18 protein-coding genes and 1 pseudogene are annotated in these 16,615 nt (G+C 69.8%); 11 read left to right on the forward strand and 8 right to left on the reverse strand.

What is annotated here, in order from left to right; genetic code table 11:
- Window positions 1–154 precede the first annotated feature (154 nt).
- From ACWD5D_RS31360 to ACWD5D_RS31370, 3 genes are all read left to right on the forward strand, one after another.
- A complete protein-coding gene (locus ACWD5D_RS31360; RefSeq protein WP_451376152.1) occupies window positions 155–640 on the forward strand; it encodes a lamin tail domain-containing protein in 486 nt (161 codons plus the stop codon).
- A 527-nt stretch (window positions 641–1,167) separates the two neighbouring features.
- The gene (locus ACWD5D_RS31365; RefSeq protein ID WP_451376153.1) at window positions 1,168–1,629 is read left to right on the forward strand and encodes a MarR family winged helix-turn-helix transcriptional regulator; all 462 of its coding nucleotides are present in this window, start codon (window positions 1,168–1,170) and stop codon (window positions 1,627–1,629) included.
- 316 nt (window positions 1,630–1,945) lie between these two features.
- Entirely contained in the window at window positions 1,946–2,368 is a 423-nt protein-coding gene (locus tag ACWD5D_RS31370; RefSeq protein WP_451376154.1) for a DUF6069 family protein, read from the forward strand.
- 342 nt (window positions 2,369–2,710) lie between these two features.
- Here the strand turns inward: ACWD5D_RS31370 and ACWD5D_RS31375 are convergent, their stop codons facing one another.
- The 3 genes and pseudogenes from ACWD5D_RS31375 to ACWD5D_RS31385 form a co-directional block, all read right to left on the reverse strand.
- Complete coding sequence (locus ACWD5D_RS31375; protein ID WP_451376155.1) at window positions 2,711–3,955, reverse strand: ThuA domain-containing protein; 1,245 nt, start codon at window positions 3,953–3,955, stop codon at window positions 2,711–2,713.
- A gap of 328 nt (window positions 3,956–4,283) precedes the next feature.
- Window positions 4,284–4,730, reverse strand: a complete 447-nt coding sequence (locus tag ACWD5D_RS31380; protein ID WP_451376156.1) for a winged helix-turn-helix transcriptional regulator — start codon at window positions 4,728–4,730, stop codon at window positions 4,284–4,286.
- Window positions 4,731–4,969: 239 nt separating this feature from the next.
- Window positions 4,970–5,260 (reverse strand): annotated as a pseudogene (locus ACWD5D_RS31385) (winged helix-turn-helix transcriptional regulator); the annotation flags it as partial.
- A gap of 145 nt (window positions 5,261–5,405) precedes the next feature.
- Between ACWD5D_RS31385 and ACWD5D_RS31390 the strand changes: the two are divergent.
- Window positions 5,406–5,990, forward strand: a complete 585-nt coding sequence (locus tag ACWD5D_RS31390; RefSeq protein WP_451376157.1) for a flavodoxin family protein — start codon at window positions 5,406–5,408, stop codon at window positions 5,988–5,990.
- 92 nt (window positions 5,991–6,082) lie between these two features.
- On the opposite strand, the gene ACWD5D_RS31395 is transcribed toward ACWD5D_RS31390, so the two are convergent.
- The 5 genes from ACWD5D_RS31395 to ACWD5D_RS31415 all read right to left on the reverse strand — a co-directional run bounded on the left by ACWD5D_RS31395 (window position 6,083) and on the right by ACWD5D_RS31415 (window position 9,727).
- Window positions 6,083–6,439 (reverse strand): hypothetical protein, encoded by a 357-nt coding sequence (locus tag ACWD5D_RS31395; protein WP_451376158.1) that lies wholly within the window; start codon window positions 6,437–6,439, stop codon window positions 6,083–6,085.
- A 30-nt stretch (window positions 6,440–6,469) separates the two neighbouring features.
- Window positions 6,470–6,610 carry a hypothetical protein gene (locus tag ACWD5D_RS31400; RefSeq protein WP_451376159.1) on the reverse strand — a complete coding sequence of 47 codons (141 nt, stop codon included), beginning with the start codon at window positions 6,608–6,610 and terminating at the stop codon, window positions 6,470–6,472.
- Between the two features lie 312 nt (window positions 6,611–6,922).
- On the reverse strand, window positions 6,923–7,702 hold the full coding sequence (locus ACWD5D_RS31405) for an SDR family NAD(P)-dependent oxidoreductase (protein ID WP_451376160.1): 780 nt from the start codon (window positions 7,700–7,702) through the stop codon (window positions 6,923–6,925).
- 92 nt (window positions 7,703–7,794) lie between these two features.
- The gene (gene murQ / locus ACWD5D_RS31410) at window positions 7,795–8,709 is read right to left on the reverse strand and encodes an N-acetylmuramic acid 6-phosphate etherase (RefSeq protein ID WP_451376161.1); all 915 of its coding nucleotides are present in this window, start codon (window positions 8,707–8,709) and stop codon (window positions 7,795–7,797) included.
- A 70-nt stretch (window positions 8,710–8,779) separates the two neighbouring features.
- The gene (locus ACWD5D_RS31415; protein ID WP_451376162.1) at window positions 8,780–9,727 is read right to left on the reverse strand and encodes a MurR/RpiR family transcriptional regulator; all 948 of its coding nucleotides are present in this window, start codon (window positions 9,725–9,727) and stop codon (window positions 8,780–8,782) included.
- Between the two features lie 215 nt (window positions 9,728–9,942).
- Here ACWD5D_RS31415 and ACWD5D_RS31420 point away from each other — a divergent pair, with 215 nt between their 5' ends.
- The 7 genes from ACWD5D_RS31420 to ACWD5D_RS31450 all read left to right on the forward strand — a co-directional run bounded on the left by ACWD5D_RS31420 (window position 9,943) and on the right by ACWD5D_RS31450 (window position 16,576).
- A complete protein-coding gene (locus tag ACWD5D_RS31420) occupies window positions 9,943–10,947 on the forward strand; it encodes an N-acetylglucosamine kinase (RefSeq protein WP_451376163.1) in 1,005 nt (334 codons plus the stop codon).
- Between the two features lie 8 nt (window positions 10,948–10,955).
- Window positions 10,956–12,527, forward strand: a complete 1,572-nt coding sequence (locus ACWD5D_RS31425) for a sodium:solute symporter (protein ID WP_451376164.1) — start codon at window positions 10,956–10,958, stop codon at window positions 12,525–12,527.
- Between the two features lie 127 nt (window positions 12,528–12,654).
- On the forward strand, window positions 12,655–13,842 hold the full coding sequence (locus tag ACWD5D_RS31430) for an anhydro-N-acetylmuramic acid kinase (RefSeq protein ID WP_451376165.1): 1,188 nt from the start codon (window positions 12,655–12,657) through the stop codon (window positions 13,840–13,842).
- 22 nt (window positions 13,843–13,864) lie between these two features.
- Entirely contained in the window at window positions 13,865–14,266 is a 402-nt protein-coding gene (locus tag ACWD5D_RS31435; RefSeq protein ID WP_451376166.1) for a hypothetical protein, read from the forward strand.
- 24 nt (window positions 14,267–14,290) lie between these two features.
- Window positions 14,291–15,478, forward strand: coding sequence for an acyl-CoA dehydrogenase family protein (locus ACWD5D_RS31440; protein WP_451376167.1), 1,188 nt, complete (start codon window positions 14,291–14,293; stop codon window positions 15,476–15,478).
- Window positions 15,475–15,741 carry a MoaD/ThiS family protein gene (locus ACWD5D_RS31445; protein ID WP_451376168.1) on the forward strand — a complete coding sequence of 89 codons (267 nt, stop codon included), beginning with the start codon at window positions 15,475–15,477 and terminating at the stop codon, window positions 15,739–15,741. The genes ACWD5D_RS31440 and ACWD5D_RS31445 overlap by 4 nt, the downstream gene beginning before the upstream one ends.
- Window positions 15,742–15,826: 85 nt before the next feature.
- Window positions 15,827–16,576 carry a hypothetical protein gene (locus ACWD5D_RS31450; RefSeq protein WP_451376169.1) on the forward strand — a complete coding sequence of 250 codons (750 nt, stop codon included), beginning with the start codon at window positions 15,827–15,829 and terminating at the stop codon, window positions 16,574–16,576.
- Window positions 16,577–16,615: the final 39 nt, after the last annotated feature.

A 16,615-nucleotide genomic window follows, 5' to 3' on the forward strand; every position in this document is an offset into this window, starting at 1 on the left:
GTGTGCATTTCTTTCGTAAGGCGGGGTGTGGGCTGGAGGGTGTGCGTGTGCGGCCGACCGGTCGCCGAACCACCCAACGCACCTGGCGGGCCCACGGTTTCACTGCCGCGGCAGCGGCCACGGTGTGCACCAGCCCTTGTAAAGGGGGACCTTCGTGTCCGTTTCTGCATCCGTCCGTCGTCTGACCGCAGCTGCCGGAGTGGCTGCCGCCGTGGTGGGCACGGCCGCGCTGCCGGCCGCGGCCGCCGACCACCACCCCGGTCGCACCCACTACAGCGCGGTGTACATCAGCGACGTCCAGCACGACTTCCAGGGCCGGTACGACCGGTCCAACCGCTCGCTGAACAGGGAGTGGGTGGACATCACCAACAAGGGCAGGTGGGGTGTGGACCTGGACGGCTGGACCCTGTCGGACGAAGACGGCCACACCTACACCTTCCGCAACGTCCGGCTCGACAGCCGTGAGACCGTCCGCGTGCACACCGGCTTCGGCCGCGACACCCGGGACGAGGTCTTCTGGGACCGCCGCGCCTCCGTGTGGGACAGCGGCCGCGACACCGCGACGCTGCGCGACGACCGCGGCCGCTTCATCGACGACGTCTCCTGGGGCGGCTACCGCCGCGGCGGTTACCACCACTGAGTCACCGGGCGCCGGCCGTCATCACCGGCACCCGACGGTCGGACGGCGCTCTACTCCCGGGGAGCGCCGTCTTCCAAGTGACGTGAGACGCACAGCCGTTGAGGACCCGCCAACGCCTGGTGCGCTGGGGCTCGGGGGAGTACCTCGGCGGCTGTGAACCGGGGGCCGTCCGTGCGTGCGGACGGCCCCCACCTGGCACGCCACCCGGCGAGCGGGCTCCAGTGACGACACGTGGACGCGTTCGTGGACGGGTACTTTCGAGGTGCGGGCGCACGCGCCTGACTCGCTTGCCCACGAGGCCCGCCAAACCCGGCTCAACAGCCCCCTCGTCACCGGCGGGCACCGGCGGACACCTGTTGACAGGAAGCGGCGGAAGGTACATGCATGCTGCTCCGGGCGAGATCCTGGTTATGGCTCCGTCTTCCAGGCAGCTCAGGGCCTGCATGGCTTCGCGTTCGACGCAGGTACTTGCTGGGTCAAGTAGAGGGCCAGTTTGGTTGATGTGTCAAGGAGATAAAGTGTGAGGCATGGCCCCCCGAGAGCAGACTCTTCGCCCCCTGAACGCCACCGAAGAAGCGTTGGTGCGCGCGTTGGGCGATGTCATGACGGGCTTGCCCCGCGCGGTCGACGCGGACATGGTCCGTGACGGAGGGCTGCGGCTCTCCGAGTACACCCCCCTGATGTTCCTGTCCGAGGCTCCCGGCAGCCGTATGCGGATGAGGGAGCTCGCCGAGGTCTGCAACCTCACGCTCAGCGGGATGACCCGGGTCGTCATCCGCCTGGAGAACCAGGGATACGTCGAGCGGGTCCGGTGCGCCGAGGACCTGCGCGGCTGGAACGCCGTCCTCACCGAGGACGGCCTCGCCCGCCTGAAGGAGGCATGGCCGGCGCATATGGCCAGCGTGCGGCGACGCATCCTCGACCACCTCGCCGGCTACGACCTCGCCCAACTCGCAACAGCCTTGCAGCGCATCGCGAACGCGTGCTGACGGCGAGGCGAGGGGTCGCGGTGCTGTGAGCTGGCCAGCGCCGGATCAGGGGTGTGCTGTGGATCCGAGTGCGGGAGGCGCTCCCGGCCGGGGCTTCGCACTTCGGACACCCGGTTCCTTCCACTGCGATTGCTGCTGAGGTTCTGCGAGCTGCGACCTGAGGATTCGTGATCACCTTCGAGGCCCTCGCGGATCTCTCGCAACCTGGACCGACAATTTTTCTCGTCTTGACAGATTTTTCTTTCGGTCAGATGCTGGAATGGTTCCCGGCGCAGTCGCCTACGGCGCGCCGAGCCCCTTCAGCGAGGAGACTGACGTGTCCGGATCCACCTCGATCGCCCCTGACGACGGGCCGATCACGACTGGCGGTCGCCGGCTGTGGTTGCCGGGCCTCGCATTCGCCGCGGGAGGCGCTGTCGCCGCGACCGTGATTGCCGCCGCGGCGGACGCCGCCGGCGTCTCGCTCGAGATTGCCGGTGAGGCCATTCCGCTGCTGGGCTTCGCGCAGCTCGCGTTCGTGTTCTCGGTGGTGGGCATCGCGCTGGCAGCCGCTTTCCGGCGGTGGTCGGGTCGACCCGCTCGGGCGTTCGTCCGGACAGCGGTCGTACTGGTGGCGGTGTCTTTCCTGCCCGACCTTCTGGCTTCCGATGTCGACGCCGCCACGCGGGTGACGCTGATCCTCACTCATATCGCGGTCGCTGTCGTCGTCATTCCGGGGCTCAGCGCCCGGCTGCGGTAGCTGTCGCCTCCATCGCGGAAGACGGGCTCACCGAGTACTGACCGGGGCCTCCCGGCCGGGCGGCGCGTCGCCGGCTCGAGTATGGACGCCGAGGTCCGGTTCGCCACGGCGACCGACCATGCCCACGTCGCTCGGCCACCGTACGGGCCTCCGGCTCCTGCCGGGCCGGCACGCTCACCCCGGGCGGCACTCACCCGAAAACCGTGTGGTCCGGCATGCCGATGCCCAAGGCCCGGGGCGCTGACACGACCGGTGCCGGCCGTCAGGGCGACGGTGGCCGTTGCCCCCGGAAGGCGATGGTGCCCGGCCGGACGAAGCCGGCCGGGCGTGTGCGGGGGAGCCTCAGGAGGGCAGGGTCCAGTTCTGGTTGGCCGCTCCGGTGCACGACCAGATCTGGAGCCGGGTGCCGTTGGCCGAGCTGGGGCCGGTGGCGTCGAGGCACTTGCCGGAGTTCGGGTTGACCAGGGAGCCGTTGGCCCCCGGCTGCCAGACCTGCGCACCCGTGCCGTTGCAGTCGTAGAGTTGAATCTTGGTGCCGTTGGCGGTACTGGCCGCGGTGACGTCCATGCACTTGCCGAGCGCGGTGAGCGTGCCGTCGCTGCCGACCGTCCAGTTCTGTGCGTTGGTTCCGTTGCAGTCGTAGAGCTGCACTGCCGTCCCGTTGGCCGGGTTGGCGCCGGCGACGTCCACACACTTGCCGCCGTAACCGTGGATCGGGCCGGTGGCGGTGGGCGGCGGGGTGATCGGGCCGCTCTGTCCGGCTGCCCACTTGATCTCCTGCAGAAGGAGTTGGTTCTGCTGGGCACTCCCGAACGTCGACGACAGCGCGGTGTTGGTGTCGTAATTCATCGCGTTGTGGCCGAAGTTGTTGTAGACCATCTTGTAGTTGCGGTTGGACCACACGATCGGGTAATAGCCGCTGTACCAGGTCTGGTTCGGGTCGGTGCCGATCGGGAACGTGGACTGGTCCATCGACGCAAGGATGTCGATGGCGGGGTTCTGGCGCAGGTCGTTCTGCCAGCTGTACCACTCGCTGACCGAAGACGCGATGGTGGCCGGCAGGCCCGCGGTCGCCGCGTGGCCCGGGTCCTCGATCTTCAGTGTTTCCGCGGTCGGGCCCCAGGTGTTGCTCTTGAAGGTGCCGGTGCCCAGGAACGTGTTGTGGTACCAGGGCCAGTCACTCGTGTTGTCGTTGTACGCCGAGACGTGGAAGCCGATGAAGCCGCCGCCGCCCGCCATGTACGTCTGGAAGGCGGACTGTTGCGCCGCCGTGTGCGGGTAGTTGTCGAGGAACATCACCACCTGGTAGTTGGCCAGGTTCGCGGAATTGAGCTGGTTCCAGTCCGTGGTGGACGTGTACGTGAACCCGTTCTGCGAACCGGCCTGGGGGAACCACGCGTTGGCCTCGTGGTCGAAACTGATGTGGGCTGCGTCGTAGGTGCCGTCGTAGAAGGCGAGCACCTTGAAGGGGGTGGCGGCCTGGGCGCTGTGCGCGGGCCCCGCCTGGAAGCCGAGTACGACGGCGAACAGAGCGAGCAGTCTCAGCAGGGGGTGGAGCCGGGGGACTTCCGTACGGGATCTGACCATGAGAAGGCCTTCCTCGTGCGCAACCGTGGGGGCGTGCGTGTGGGCGCATTCAAGAGTCTAAGGCGCGTTCATGTCAATGAAATAGGTATGGACCAACAAACTTCGGCGAGTGTGGGCCGTGAACAACTGCGGCCGGGCTCGCAGGGGCCCGCCGGGGAAGCCGATCGACCGCCTGTCGCCGGACCGGGCTAGGGTGCAGGCTGTGTACGGTCCCATGTGGCGACGTGACGTGCTGACTTCGCCGGTTGAACGCCTCTGTGCGTGCAGGAGCACGGTTCCCGGCGAAGACCGCCGGCTGCGACGTGACGCGGTCAGCGGGGTGGCTGGATCAGGTGGCGGAGTCGCGGGTCTCGACGTCGTCGGGGCCCAGGGTGCGGCCGTCCCGGCCGCGCAGTTCGAGGCGGGGCAGGGGGAGGCCGTCGCGCTTGTCGACGAGGTCGAGACGCTCCTCGTCCGCGTCGAACAGGTACTCCTCGCCCCATTGCCGCAGCGCGACGAGCGGGACGCGCAGGGCCTTCCCCTTGTCCGTCAGCCGGTACTCGGTGTAGGCGCTGCCGTCGGACGCCGGTGCGAGGGTCAGTACGCCGCGTTCGACGAGCTTGGTCAGGCGGGCGCTGAGGATGTTCTTGGCGCAGCCCAGGCTGCGGTGGAACTCGCTGAACCGGGTCATGCCGGCCAGGGCGTCCCGGACGATGAGCAGCGACCACCAGTCGCCGATGTCGCTCAATGAGCGAGCGATGGGGCAGGAGGCCTCGCTGAGGTCCGTCTTTCGCATGTGCGTCCCCCTTCCCGAACTGCTAGTTTCACAATTAAACCACACGGGTGGCACGCGGGTGGAGTGTGCGGGCGTGGCGGCTCTCCTTGAACGCGCAGGGCCGACGCTTGAACGTGCAGGGCCGACGCGCTACTAGATTTTTTTGATGCCACCAGGTTGTCGGTGGTGGCCCGCATCGGCGGCGCCACCACACCGTGCCTGCCGTTCCGCGCATCTCAGGGAGTCGTCATGTTCCGCGGCCTCGGAGCCTTTGTCGGTTCGTAGCCGACGCGGGGCGGGTTGGTGGGCTGGGCCTCGCGGTGGACCAGGCCGTCGTGTTCCAGTGCGTGCAGCGTCTGGGGCAGCATCTTCTCGCTCACGCCGTCGACACGGCGGCGCAGCTCGTTGAAGCGCAGCGAGCCCTCGTACGGCGCGCCGAGGGTCAGGCCGCCCCAGCGTCCGGTGACGTGCTCCAGGGTGCCGCGCGAGGGGCAGGTCTTGGCGAACACGTCGTAGGCGAGGTCGTCCTGTTCCTGGGAGGCGCGGGTCATGGTGTCAGCGTATGTGAGCACAGCGCTGTCGCATAAGTTGCCCTATCTAAAAGATAGTGCTTACCTGTGGTTGCCGCTGCCGATCAGGCCGTTCTTGCGACGAGCGGGCTGTTCGGGCTGTCTGATCCCCAGAGGAGCATTGATCGTGACCACGCCTGTCGTGTCCATCGCCTACCACTCCGGCTACGGCCACACCGCGGTGATCGCCGAGGCCGTCCGTGCCGGCGCCGCCGAGGCCGGTGCCGAGGTGCACCTGATCAAGGTGGACGAGATCACCGACGAGCAGTGGGAGACGCTGGACCGCTCCGACGCGATCGTCTTCGGCTCGCCCACCTACATGGGTACCGCTTCCGGTGCCTTCCACGTCTTTGCCGAGGCGACCTCCAAGCGCTGGTTCCAGCTGGCCTGGAAGGACAAGCTGGCGGCGGGCTTCACCAACTCCGCGTCGAAGAGCGGCGACAAGCTGCACACCCTGCAGTTCTTCCAGATCCTCGCCGGACAGCACGGCATGCACTGGGTCAACCTCGGTCTGCACCCCGGCTGGAACAGCAGCGAGGGATCCGAGAACGACGTCAACCGCCTCGGCGTGTTCCTGGGCGCGGCTGCCCAGTCCAACAACGACGAGGGCCCGGAGGGCGTGCACAAGGCCGACGTGGCCACGGCTGAGCACTTGGGCCGCCGCGTCACCGAGACGGCGGCCGTGTTCGCGCGCGGGCGCGCCGCCGCGTAAACGGGCCGTAGGGCCGAACGAAACCAAGAAGCGCGACATCTCGACCGGGCGACGAACCAGGCGTCAATCGGCTCCGATCGTGATCGGGGAAACTAGCCCAGCCACCCCCGCAGCACTTCCTCCCGCCCCGTCGCGCGAGGCGACCCTCCCTCCCGCGCGCGGCCCCACTCGGACATCGCCGCCAGCGTCGTCGCCATCGTCGCGGCTCCCTCCGTGAGGCGGGCCAGAAGGGCGCGGGAGAGGTCGTCCTCGGTCGCGGAGTAGCCGACGGCCGAGGCCGCGTAGGCCGACAACTCGTGGTCGCCGCCGGATGATTCCACGCGGACCGTCATCATCGCCGGGGCCTCGTCCACTCGGCCCGGTCCCACGGGCAGAGCCAGCTCCTTCACCATGTCCAGGGCCAGGTCCTTGACCACGCCGACCTGCCGCATCAGGGACTTCATGGGCACGTCCGCCACCGTCAGGGCGTGCACGTCCTCTCACAGGTAGAGGCCGGACCGCCCGTCGCCGAGGGCGATCACGCCCTCGGGCGTCAGGCGTACCCCAGGCGCCAGACCGGACGGCTTCGCGCCCACGTACACGTCTCCCTCGGCGATCCAGAACAGGCCCACCATGGCCATGCGTTGTTCACTTCCCCCGACGAGGCACTGGCGCCGTGTCACACATCAAACGATCAGGTCGCACTCCGCAACGCGTGTAAGGGCCGCGAAGTTCCCGCGCTCCTGGGCCGTGAAGCCGCGGCGGGGCATCTGTATCGCGTCCATAACGGTAGTGAACCGGGTGAGGTCGGGGTGTTCCCGCCTGTGACGGTGAAGGCGAGAGGACGTCCCAGGGCGACGACGCCGAGTCTCCCCTCGGGGGCGTCTGCCGGCCTCATCCGCAGAGTTGCGGGATCGGCAGGGCGGGAGCTGTCGTGCGGCCCCCTCTTGGGGTCAGTGGACGGAGAACCCGCCGTCGACGAAGATCGCCTGCCCGGTGATGTAGCCGGAGGAGGGGCCGGCCAGGAACACCGCAGCTCCGGCGAAGTCCTCAGCGAGCCCGTTGCGTCCGACGAGCGTGCGCGCGGCCAGTGCCGCCACCTTCTCCGGGTCGGACGACAGCCGCGTGTTGAGGGGGGTCATGACGAAGCCGGGCACCAGTGTGTTGCAGGTGACGCCGTGCGGGGACCACGCCTCGGCCTGTGAGCGGGCCAGCGACTCCAGTGCGCCCTTCGAGACGCCGTAGGCGCCGCTCTGGACGAACGCCCGGTGCGCCTGCTGGGAGGTGATGTGGATGATCCGGCCGAAGCCGCGCTCGGCCATGCCGGGCCCGAATCGCTGACCGAGCAGGAAGGGGGCCTCCAGGTTGACCGCCATCGTGGTGTCCCACACGTCCTCGCTCAGCTCGCCCATCGGCGGACGCAGGTTGATCCCGGCGCTGTTGACGAGAATGTCGGGCTCGCCGAACACCTCGGCCGCCTGCCGCGCCGCCGCGTGCACCCCGTCACGGGTGCTCAGGTCGGCGCTCACCCAGGCCGCTCGGCAGCCGTCCGCCGTCAACTCGTCGACCGTGGCGGCCAGTTCCGACTCCTTGCGGGCCACGATCACCACGCTCGCCCCCGCACGCGCGAGTGCCCCGGCGATGGCCCGGCCGATGCCGGAACTGCCGCCCGTCACCAGGGCGATCCGGCCGTCCAGTGAGAACAGTTGAGAGACGTAGTCGTGCGAGGTCATGCCCACACCCTAGACGGCGCGGCAGGACCGGATGGAAAGGCCGTCGGCGCAGGCAGGCAGTGCGAGAAGAGCAGCGGTGGGGGCGGACGTTGTCAGGGACGGCCGATGGCCGTGCGTGTGTCGCCGTGGGCCTCGTCGAGGCGCCGGGTGGCTTCCTCGGCCGTGCTGTCGGAGAGGATCATGACGATGGCGGTCTTGGCGTGGCCACCGGCCGCCCGCAGGGACTCGGCGGCGGTCCGGTCGTCGGCTCCGGTGGCCTGGACGACGATACGGCGGGCTCGGTCGACGAGTTTGTCGTTGCTGGCCTTGACGTCGACCATGAGGTTTCCGTAGGCCTTGCCCAGGCGCACCATCGAGGCGGTGGAGAGCATGTTGCAGACCATCTTCTGGGCGGTGCCGGCCTTGAGCCGGGTCGACCCCGTGAGCACCTCCGGGCCGGTGGCGATCTCGATGGGGATGTCGGCGTAGCGGCTGACGGCCGCGTCGCGGTTGCAGGCGACCGACACCGTGACGGCTCCCTGGGCGGCGGCGTGCTCGAGGCCGCCGATCACGTAGGGCGTACGGCCGCTGGCGGCGAGGCCGACCACGGTGTCCCGGTCGTTCACGCCGATCTCGTCGAGGTCGGCCACCGCCCTCGCGGGTTCGTCCTCGGCTCCCTCGACCGCTACGACGAAGGCGCCCGGGCCGCCGGAAAGCAGGCCCACGACCTGCTCGGGAGCGGTGCCGAAGGTCGGAGGGCACTCGACGGCGTCGAGGAGGCCGATGCGGCCGCTGGTGCCGGCGCCGAGGTAGATCAGCCGTCCGCCCCGCCGCAGCGACTCGGTGATCGCCTCGACGGCGGCCCCGATCTCCGGGAGGGCCTCGCGTACGGCGAGCGCGACGGTCTGGTCCTCGGTGTTCATGACGGAGAGCAGTTCGGCGACCGGCATGCGGTCGAGCGAGCCCGTCCGCTCGTTGCGGGTCTCGGTGCCGAGTGTGCCGAGTGTGCCGAGTGTGCTGAGGTCCACGGCGCGGTCGTCCTTTCGTGCAGGGTGCTCAGGGGTGGTGCCGGGGGAGGGGGGAGGGAAGCCGCGGTGGTCAGTGGCCGGCCGGTGTGCGGCGCTGTGACTGGGGGCGCCTGCGGCGCTGGACGGCTCCGTAGGTCTTCTCGAGCGCGGCGGTCGTGGCGTCGAAGGAACGCTGTGCCACGCCGACGAACAGGCAGTCGATGACCGCGAGTTGGGCGATGCGGCTGACGGTCGCGCCGGAGCGGAAGGGGGTCTCGCGGGCGCAGGTCGTCAGCACGAGGTCCGCACTGTCCGCGAGGGACGAACGCGGGGCGTTGGTGAGGGCGATGGTGGTGGCGCCGCGTTCGGCGGCGGCCTGGAGCGGCTCGACGGTGTCCTCGGTCTCCCCGGAGTGGGAGATGGCGAGGGCCACGTCGCCGGGCCCGAGCAGGGCGGTGGCGGTGAGGGCGGCATGCCGGTCTGTCCAGATGAACGCCATATGGCCGATGCGGTGCAGCTTCTGGTGCAGGTCCTGACCGACGAACGCGCTGGCGCCGACGCCGAAGATGTCGATCCGCCGGGCCCCCGCCACGGCATCGACCGCCCGGCCCAGCACCTCGACGTCCAGTCCGGCCCCGGAGTCCTCCAGGGCGCGCACCTCGTTGTAGATGATCTTGCTGACGATCTCGTCCAGCGAGTCGGTGGCGCTTATGTCGGTGCCCGGTGCGGGCCGCTCGCCGCCGAGGGCGTGCTCGCGGGCGGCGGCCGCGGCGAGCGCGAGACGCAGCTGCGGATAGTTGCCGATGCCTATGGCCCGGCAGAAACGCATCACCGTGGCCACCGAGGTGTCGGCCCGCCCGCCGAGGGCGCTGATGGACAGCTCCGCCGCCTGCGCCGGATCGGCCAGGACGGCCTCGGCCACCCTCCGCTCCGACGGCGCCAGGGTCGGCAGCGCCGTGCGGATGCGCGCCAGTGTGCCGGCGGGGGAGGCGTCATCCGCCGGCTGGGCCGGTGTGCGGGGCGGTTCCTGGCGGGGCATGGGCCGATCCCTCCTGAGTGGGTGGACGACACATTAATCACGGCGCCATCGAGGCGTCAAAAAGTTACGTGATGAATTGCCTCAAGTTACTTATTGACATATGGAGGTTGGCCTTCTGATACTCGCTGCACCGTGATCCGCCGCGGTCACCGGCCCTTCGGCCGTCCCATGACCATCCGACGCGGCGAATCCCCTCAGACACGAAGGCGTGCCGTATGACAGCAGCAGTGGCGGTGGACCTGGGCAAGACCGGCTGCCGTGCCGTGCTGTGGAACGGCGGCGACGGTCCCACCCACGACAGTCACGAGGTGCCCGGAGCCCCCGGGCTCGCGGCCGAGAACGGAGTGGCCGCGGCCCGTGCCGCCGTGCGCGCCGCCGTCCTTCCGCTCCTGGAGCGGGAGCACGTGACCCGGCTGGCCGCGGTCTGCGTGGGTGCCGCGGGGGCGGCCGCCGCACCCGAGGCGGCCCGCGAACTGGCCACCCTGCTCCTCGAGGACCTGCCCGCGGACGAGGTGGCCGTCACCAGCGACGCCGTCACCGCCCACGCCGGCGCCCTCGGCGGACGCACAGGCGTGGTCCTCGCGATCGGCACCGGCTCCGTCGCCATCGGCATCGGGGACGACGGCTCCTACGCCCGCGTCGACGGGTGGGGCCCCTGGCTCGGCGACGAGGGGAGCGGCGCCTGGATCGGCGCCGCCGGACTGCGGGCCGCGCTGCGCGCCCACGACGGACGCGGACCGGACACCGCGCTGCTGACCGCCGCCGCCGCACGCTTCGGCGACCCCGACCGGCTGCCCACGGCCCTCGGACGGGACGGCAACCCCGCCCGCACCGCCGCGGCCTTCGCCCCGGACGTGGCCCGCGCCGCCGCCGCGGGCGACGACGTGGCCTCCGCGATCGTCCGGGACGCCGCCACCGCGCTCGGGGAGGCCGTGAGCGCCGCCGCCCGCCGGATCGGCGGCGGCGACACCCTCCCGGTCACGATCACCGGCGGGCTCACCGGACTCGGTGAACCGCTCCTCGGTCCGCTGCGGTCGGCGCTCGACAACTCCTCGCAGCCCCTGCACCCGCAGCCCCCGCTCGGGGACCCGCTGGACGGCGCGCGCCTGCTGGCGCTGGACACGTCGGCACCGCACGAACCCCACGTCGCCCGCGTACGCCGGTCGACGCCCTTCCCCACTGTCCCCACCTCGCCGGTGACCCCGCCGGCCGTTGCTTAGGAGTGAGCGTGCGCCAACTCGACCTCGTGGTGGTCGTCGTCTACCTGGTGGCGATCGCCTGGATCGGACTGCGCCTGGCCGGCCGGCAGAAGACCGCGAAGGACTACTTCGTCGGCGAAGGCCACATGCCGTGGTGGACCGTCTCGTTCTCCGTGGTGGCCACCGAGACCAGCGTGCTCACCGTCATCAGCGTGCCCGGCGGCGCCTACAGCGGGCAGGGCTTCGGCAACGTCGAACTCGCGCTCGGTTACGTGATCGGCCGTGTCGTCGTGGCCACGGTGCTGATCCCCCTGTACAAGCGCGGCGGGTTCGTCAGCGCCTACCAGTACCTGGGCACCAGGTTCGGTCTCAAACTGCAGGGACTGGCCTCGGTGACCTTCGTGTTCACCCGCCTCCTCGCCGAGGGTGTCCGGCTGTTCGCCTCCGCGATCCCGATCAAGCTGCTGCTCGACGAGTTCGGCCTGCACACCAGCTACCGCGTCATCATCATCGTGCTCACGGTGATCACCGTCGTCTACACCTACCTCGGCGGCATCAAGGCCGTCATCTGGACCGACGCCATCCAGATGGGCCTCTACCTGGGCGGCGCGATCCTCGCCATCGCCGTGCTCTCCGGCCACGTCGGCGGCGACGGCTTCTCCAACGCCCTGCACACCGGGCACTTCAAGCTCTTCGACACCAACTTCGACCTGGCGCACGTCCTCACCAGCCCGTTCGCCCTGCCCACCGCGATCATCGGCGGCGCCATCTTCGCGATGGCCAGCCACGGCTCCGACCAGCTGATCGTCCAGCGCGTCCTGGCCACCCGCTCGCTGCGCGACGGCCAGAAGGCCATGATCGCCTCCGGTGTCTTCGTCACCCTCCAGTTCGCCGCCTTCTCCCTCGTCGGCGCCCTGCTCTGGTCGTACAACAAGGGCAAGGACTTCAAGCAGCTGGGCCTGGCCAGCGCCGACAACCTCTACCCGAACTTCATCCTGCACGGGCTGCCCGTGGTGATCTCCGGCCTGCTCGTGGCCGGCATCCTCGGCGCCGCGATGGGCTCCCTGTCGTCCGCGCTGAACTCCATGTCGAACTCGACGGTCGCCGACATCATCCACAGCTTCTTCCGCAGCACGCCCTCCGAGGAGTCGCTGCTCAAGCTCGCCCGGGTGATGACACTGGTGTGGGCGGTGCTGATGGCCGTCTTCGCCTGCGCCTTCAGCACCAGCACCGGCAACGTCTACCTCACCGGTCTGACGATCGCGGGCTACACCTACGGCGCGTTGCTCGGCGCGTTCCTGCTCGGGCGGATCATCCGGCGCGCCAACGAGATCGACTCCATCGTGGCCTTCCTGGTCACGGTCGGCGTGATGACGTACATCGTGCGCGGCGTGAAGATCGACGTGACGGTGGCCGGTGCCACCGTACCGACGGCGATCGCCGCCCAGTGGCTCGTGCCGATCGGCGTGGTGATCACCCTGGTCGTCGGTGGCCTGATGAGCTTGTTCCACCGTGCTCCGGAGATCTCCGTGGCCCCCGTGGACGACGGTGAGCCGGGCTCCGGCCCCGACCGCGTCGCTGCGGCCGCCGGCCAGGAGTGACGAAGCACCCACCCCACCCGGTGCGGGGCCGCCTCCAAGGCCCCGCACCCGCCACCCCGAGACACCAGGGAGAAGCCATGACGCAGCCGACCCCGCCCGCGCGGCGGAACGTGCGCCGGGAGACGCCGTGCGCGTGATCGGTCTGATGTCGGGAACCTCGTACGACGCCATCGAGGTCGCGGCCGCGGACCTCACCCTGGACGGCGACACCCTCTTCCTGCGGCCCCTCGGACACCTCTCCGTTCCCTATGCGGACGACCTGACCGACCTCATCGGCGCCACCCTGCCGCCGGCCGCGACGACCATGCAGGCCGTCTGCGCCCTGGACACCGGTGTCGGCCAGGCCTTCGCCGACGCCGCCGGACGCGCCCTGCGCGAGCTGTGCGACGGCACCGCCGACCTCGTGGTCTCCCACGGCCAGACCATGTACCACTGGGTCGAGGACGGCACCGTCCGCGGCACACTCCAGCTGGGCCGGCCCGCCTGGATCGCCGAGGCCACCGGCCTCCCGGTCGTCTCCGACCTGCGCAGCAGGGACGTGGCCGCGGGCGGGCAGGGAGCCCCGCTGGTCGGCATGACCGACACCCTGCTGCTGAGCGCTCTGCCCGGCACCCCCGCCGCGCTGAACCTGGGCGGCATCGCCAACGTCACCGTCCTCGCACCCGACGCCGAACCTCTGGCCTTCGACACCGGCCCCGCCAACGCCCTGATGGACGCGGCCGTACGGCACTTCACCGACGGCGCCGCCACCTACGACGAGGACGGACGCAGGGCCGCCGCCGGCCGGACCAGCCCCGAGCTGCTCCGCGTCCTCCTGGACGACCCCTACTACCGCAGGCCCGCCCCGAAGACCACCGGCAAGGAGCACTTCCACCTGCCCTACCTCCAGCGGGCGCTGGACCAGGTGCCCACGCCCGACCCCGACGACGTCCTCGCCACCCTGACCCGGCTGACCGCGGTCACCGTGGCCGACGCCTGCCGCGCCCACGGCGTCACCGAACTCGTCGTATCCGGCGGCGGCGCCCGCAACCCGGTCCTGACGCGCATGATCGGCGAGGAACTGCCCGGCGTGCGGTTGCGCCCCAGCGACGACCTGGGCGTGCCCTCCGACGCCAAGGAAGCCCTCGCGTTCGCCGTACTGGGCTTCCTCACGGTCCACGGACTGCCCGGCACGCTCCCCTCGGGCACGGGCGCCCGCCGGGCCACTCTGCTGGGCAGCATCACCCCCGGCCTGGCGCCGCTGCGCCTGCCCGACCCCGTCGCGCAGCCGCCGCGCCTGATGCGGATCACCGGACCCGCCGCCTCCGTCCACTGACACCCGCACCCTGCGAGGAGCCATGAGCCACCTCGCCGCCGCATCCTCCACCGCGCCGACCGCACCGGCCGCAGCCGGGGCTTTGACCGAGCTCCTCGCCGCGTGCGTCAGCGACCCGGCCGGCGTGAGAACCGACCTGCCCCGCAGGGTCGCGGCCGCACGTAGCGCGTCGCCGTACCTGTTCACGCCGCAGGCCCTCAATCTGACGGGCTGTAGGCGGCGGAAGCCTTGCGCGGTCCGCCGCGCCAACAACCGACTCCGCAAGACTCTGGGCCGGCAGTCCCCGCCCAAGACCTTGCCGTCGCCCTGGCACCACGAGCCTGCAACGTCGCGACGACTGTGCCAATCCGCCGTGTTCGGGATCTTGACCTGCGGCGTTCAGGTGGCCAAGAGTACTCCCCAACTGGCCGATATTCGTGGGTAACTGGAGTAGGCATGGGAGGTGGGCATGAACGCGGACCCTGCGTGTACCTCGCCTGAAGAAGAGATAGCCGCGCTTGTCCGTAACCGCTGGGGCAAGCTTCTCGCCGAAGTCAGCGCGGGAGCGGCGGCGCGCGACTCCGCAGGCACGCCGCTGCCTGCGGAGCTGCTGACAGCAGCGGCCGACCAGGGACTGCAGGCCTTCGCGCTGCCGAAGCAGATCGACGGGGAGGGTGCGAACCCCCTGGCCTGGGGCAAGGTGCTGGAGCAGGTCGGATACCTGTGCGAGGACGTGGCGTTCCCCCTGCTGATCAGCATCCGCACCACGATCGCGCGGATGCTGGTCGGCACCGGAAGGACCGACCTCATCGAGCAGTACGCGATCCCCATTGCCCGTGGGGTATGCGCCGTGGCGACGGCGTACACCGAGGACGCCGACCCGTTCTCCATGCGCACCCGGCTGCGCTGCGACGACGGAACGTATGTGCTGAACGGCCACAAGACGTACGTGAGCGGAGGCATGCTCGCCGATGTCTTCCTCACCTACTCGATCGACAGCACTGGCGACATGCTGGCCTGCCTGGTACACCGCGACGATCCCGGCGTCGAGGTGCGCCCGGTCGAGTCGATCGGCCACCGTTCGACAGGCGGGGCATCGGTGACGTTCCGCGAGGTGAAGCTGCCACCGGCCCGGCTGATCCAGGCCAGTGACGGCCTGACTCACGCTCAGCTGTTCCTGAACGACCGGCGCCTGCTGATCTGCTGCGCGCCTCTGGGCCGGGCGCAGGCGATCCTGGAGCGCTGTGTCGCACGAGTGACCTCCACCGTCCGGTACGGGCAGCCGTTGAGTGAGATGACGAACGTCCAGGCGACTCTTGGGCGGATGTACATCGCGATCGAGGCATCCCGGGCAACCCTCTACCGGGCGCTGCAGCGGATGGTCGACGGTGAGGCGGATCCCGTGTTCGACGCGGGTGTGTCAGCGGCCAAGTACTTCGTGGCCGAGCAGGTGCAGTACGTACTCGACCAGGCGTTCCGGGTGCTCGGCGGGCACGCCTACTACGGCGATCTCCACTTCGGCCGCTATCTGCGGGACTTCGCCGGCCTGGTGGCCGCCGCCGGCACGCAGGACATCCTGGAAGTCAACCTTGGCGCAGCGGCTCTGACCCGGCTGCGGCACCACAACCCCCACGTCGAGGAAGAGGCCCTGACATGACCTTCCATTTCTCCGGACTCCTCCTGCGCTTCGTCGACTACCGGCGCACGATTACGCTGCCGTCCTCCACTCTCGGCGAGGCGCTGAAACTGCTGCACCAGGACTACCCTCAGTTGAGACCGGTGCTCCAGGACAACACCGGCAAGGTACGGGGCACCCACCGGTTGTTCCTCAACGGCAATCTGGTCGCGTCTCCCAGCGACGACATGCCGCTGGCGGAAGGCGACAACGTCGAGTTCCTCACTGCCATCGCCGGTGGCTGACATGCCGCCATCTGTCTCCTTCGAGATTCCGGCCGACCCTACGCTCTTCAGCCCTCTACAGCTTCGGCCCCGGGCGGTATTCGGCATGGCCATCAGCGGATTGGCGCGTTGGCTCGCCACGCACCTTGTGCCGTATCCGGACCTGCTCGGCAAACACCACACCGGGCTGGTCGCCGCCGCGGTCCGCCTGGACTACGACCGGCCGCACCTGCGGTTCCACGACGCCGACTGGCTTACTGCGACCGTGACACTGGAGGTGAGCGAGACCGGCACATGGATGCGTCTGCGCACCAAAGTGACCACACCAGCAGGTCCGGCGGCCACCGCCGTACTGGAACTACGCCCGGTCAACCTCGGTGACGAGAGGGAAAGCATGAGCGCGCTCGCGGGATGCCTGCCGGAGCAGCTCCTCAGCGCCTTCGCCGTCGAGGAGCGGTTTACGGCCGATCCGCGGGCGGCGACCCGTGCCGCTGTGCCTCCAAAGAGCGGCGCGGAACTGAGCGAGGCGGCACAGTACCCCCTGCAGCTCTACCGCAGCCACTGCGAAGTGGCCGATCAGTGGTCTTTCATCGAGATGAGCGAGCTGTTCACCCAAGCCAGGGAACGGATGTTCTTCGGCCATCCGCAACCGCCGGACCGACTGCGACTAGCCGTGAGTGCCCCCGTGCGCAGCTTCTCAGCGCTACTGCGCCGCCCGATGTATTCCTTCGACGAATGTACCGGCACCACCCGCGCGTTTGATGCCCCGAACGGCGTTGTCTTCGTGCACGCGCTGCGCCGATCATCGGCAACCGGCCCCAACATAAGCGCCTGGGAACTGATCGAGACGACCTGAGGCTCCTCGACCGGGAGTGTCCAATCAACGGCCCTTCCC

This window comes from Streptomyces sp. NPDC002520, from assembly GCF_053595235.1.

What these genes read in the sequence shown, in the direction of transcription:
- ACWD5D_RS31365 (WP_451376153.1), top strand. Translation starts at nt 1,168, where the DNA reads ATGGCCCCCCGAGAGCAGACTCTTCGCCCCCTGAACGCCACCGAAGAA.
- ACWD5D_RS31375 (WP_451376155.1), bottom strand. Translation starts at nt 3,955, where the DNA reads ATGGTCAGATCCCGTACGGAAGTCCCCCGGCTCCACCCCCTGCTGAGA.
- ACWD5D_RS31380 (WP_451376156.1), bottom strand. Translation starts at nt 4,730, where the DNA reads ATGCGAAAGACGGACCTCAGCGAGGCCTCCTGCCCCATCGCTCGCTCA.
- ACWD5D_RS31400 (WP_451376159.1), bottom strand. Translation starts at nt 6,610, where the DNA reads ATGGCCATGGTGGGCCTGTTCTGGATCGCCGAGGGAGACGTGTACGTG.
- ACWD5D_RS31405 (WP_451376160.1), bottom strand. Translation starts at nt 7,702, where the DNA reads ATGACCTCGCACGACTACGTCTCTCAACTGTTCTCACTGGACGGCCGG.
- ACWD5D_RS31415 (WP_451376162.1), bottom strand. Translation starts at nt 9,727, where the DNA reads ATGCCCCGCCAGGAACCGCCCCGCACACCGGCCCAGCCGGCGGATGAC.
- ACWD5D_RS31420 (WP_451376163.1), top strand. Translation starts at nt 9,943, where the DNA reads ATGACAGCAGCAGTGGCGGTGGACCTGGGCAAGACCGGCTGCCGTGCC.
- ACWD5D_RS31435 (WP_451376166.1), top strand. Translation starts at nt 13,865, where the DNA reads ATGAGCCACCTCGCCGCCGCATCCTCCACCGCGCCGACCGCACCGGCC.
- ACWD5D_RS31440 (WP_451376167.1), top strand. Translation starts at nt 14,291, where the DNA reads ATGAACGCGGACCCTGCGTGTACCTCGCCTGAAGAAGAGATAGCCGCG.
- ACWD5D_RS31445 (WP_451376168.1), top strand. Translation starts at nt 15,475, where the DNA reads ATGACCTTCCATTTCTCCGGACTCCTCCTGCGCTTCGTCGACTACCGG.
- ACWD5D_RS31450 (WP_451376169.1), top strand. Translation starts at nt 15,827, where the DNA reads ATGGCCATCAGCGGATTGGCGCGTTGGCTCGCCACGCACCTTGTGCCG.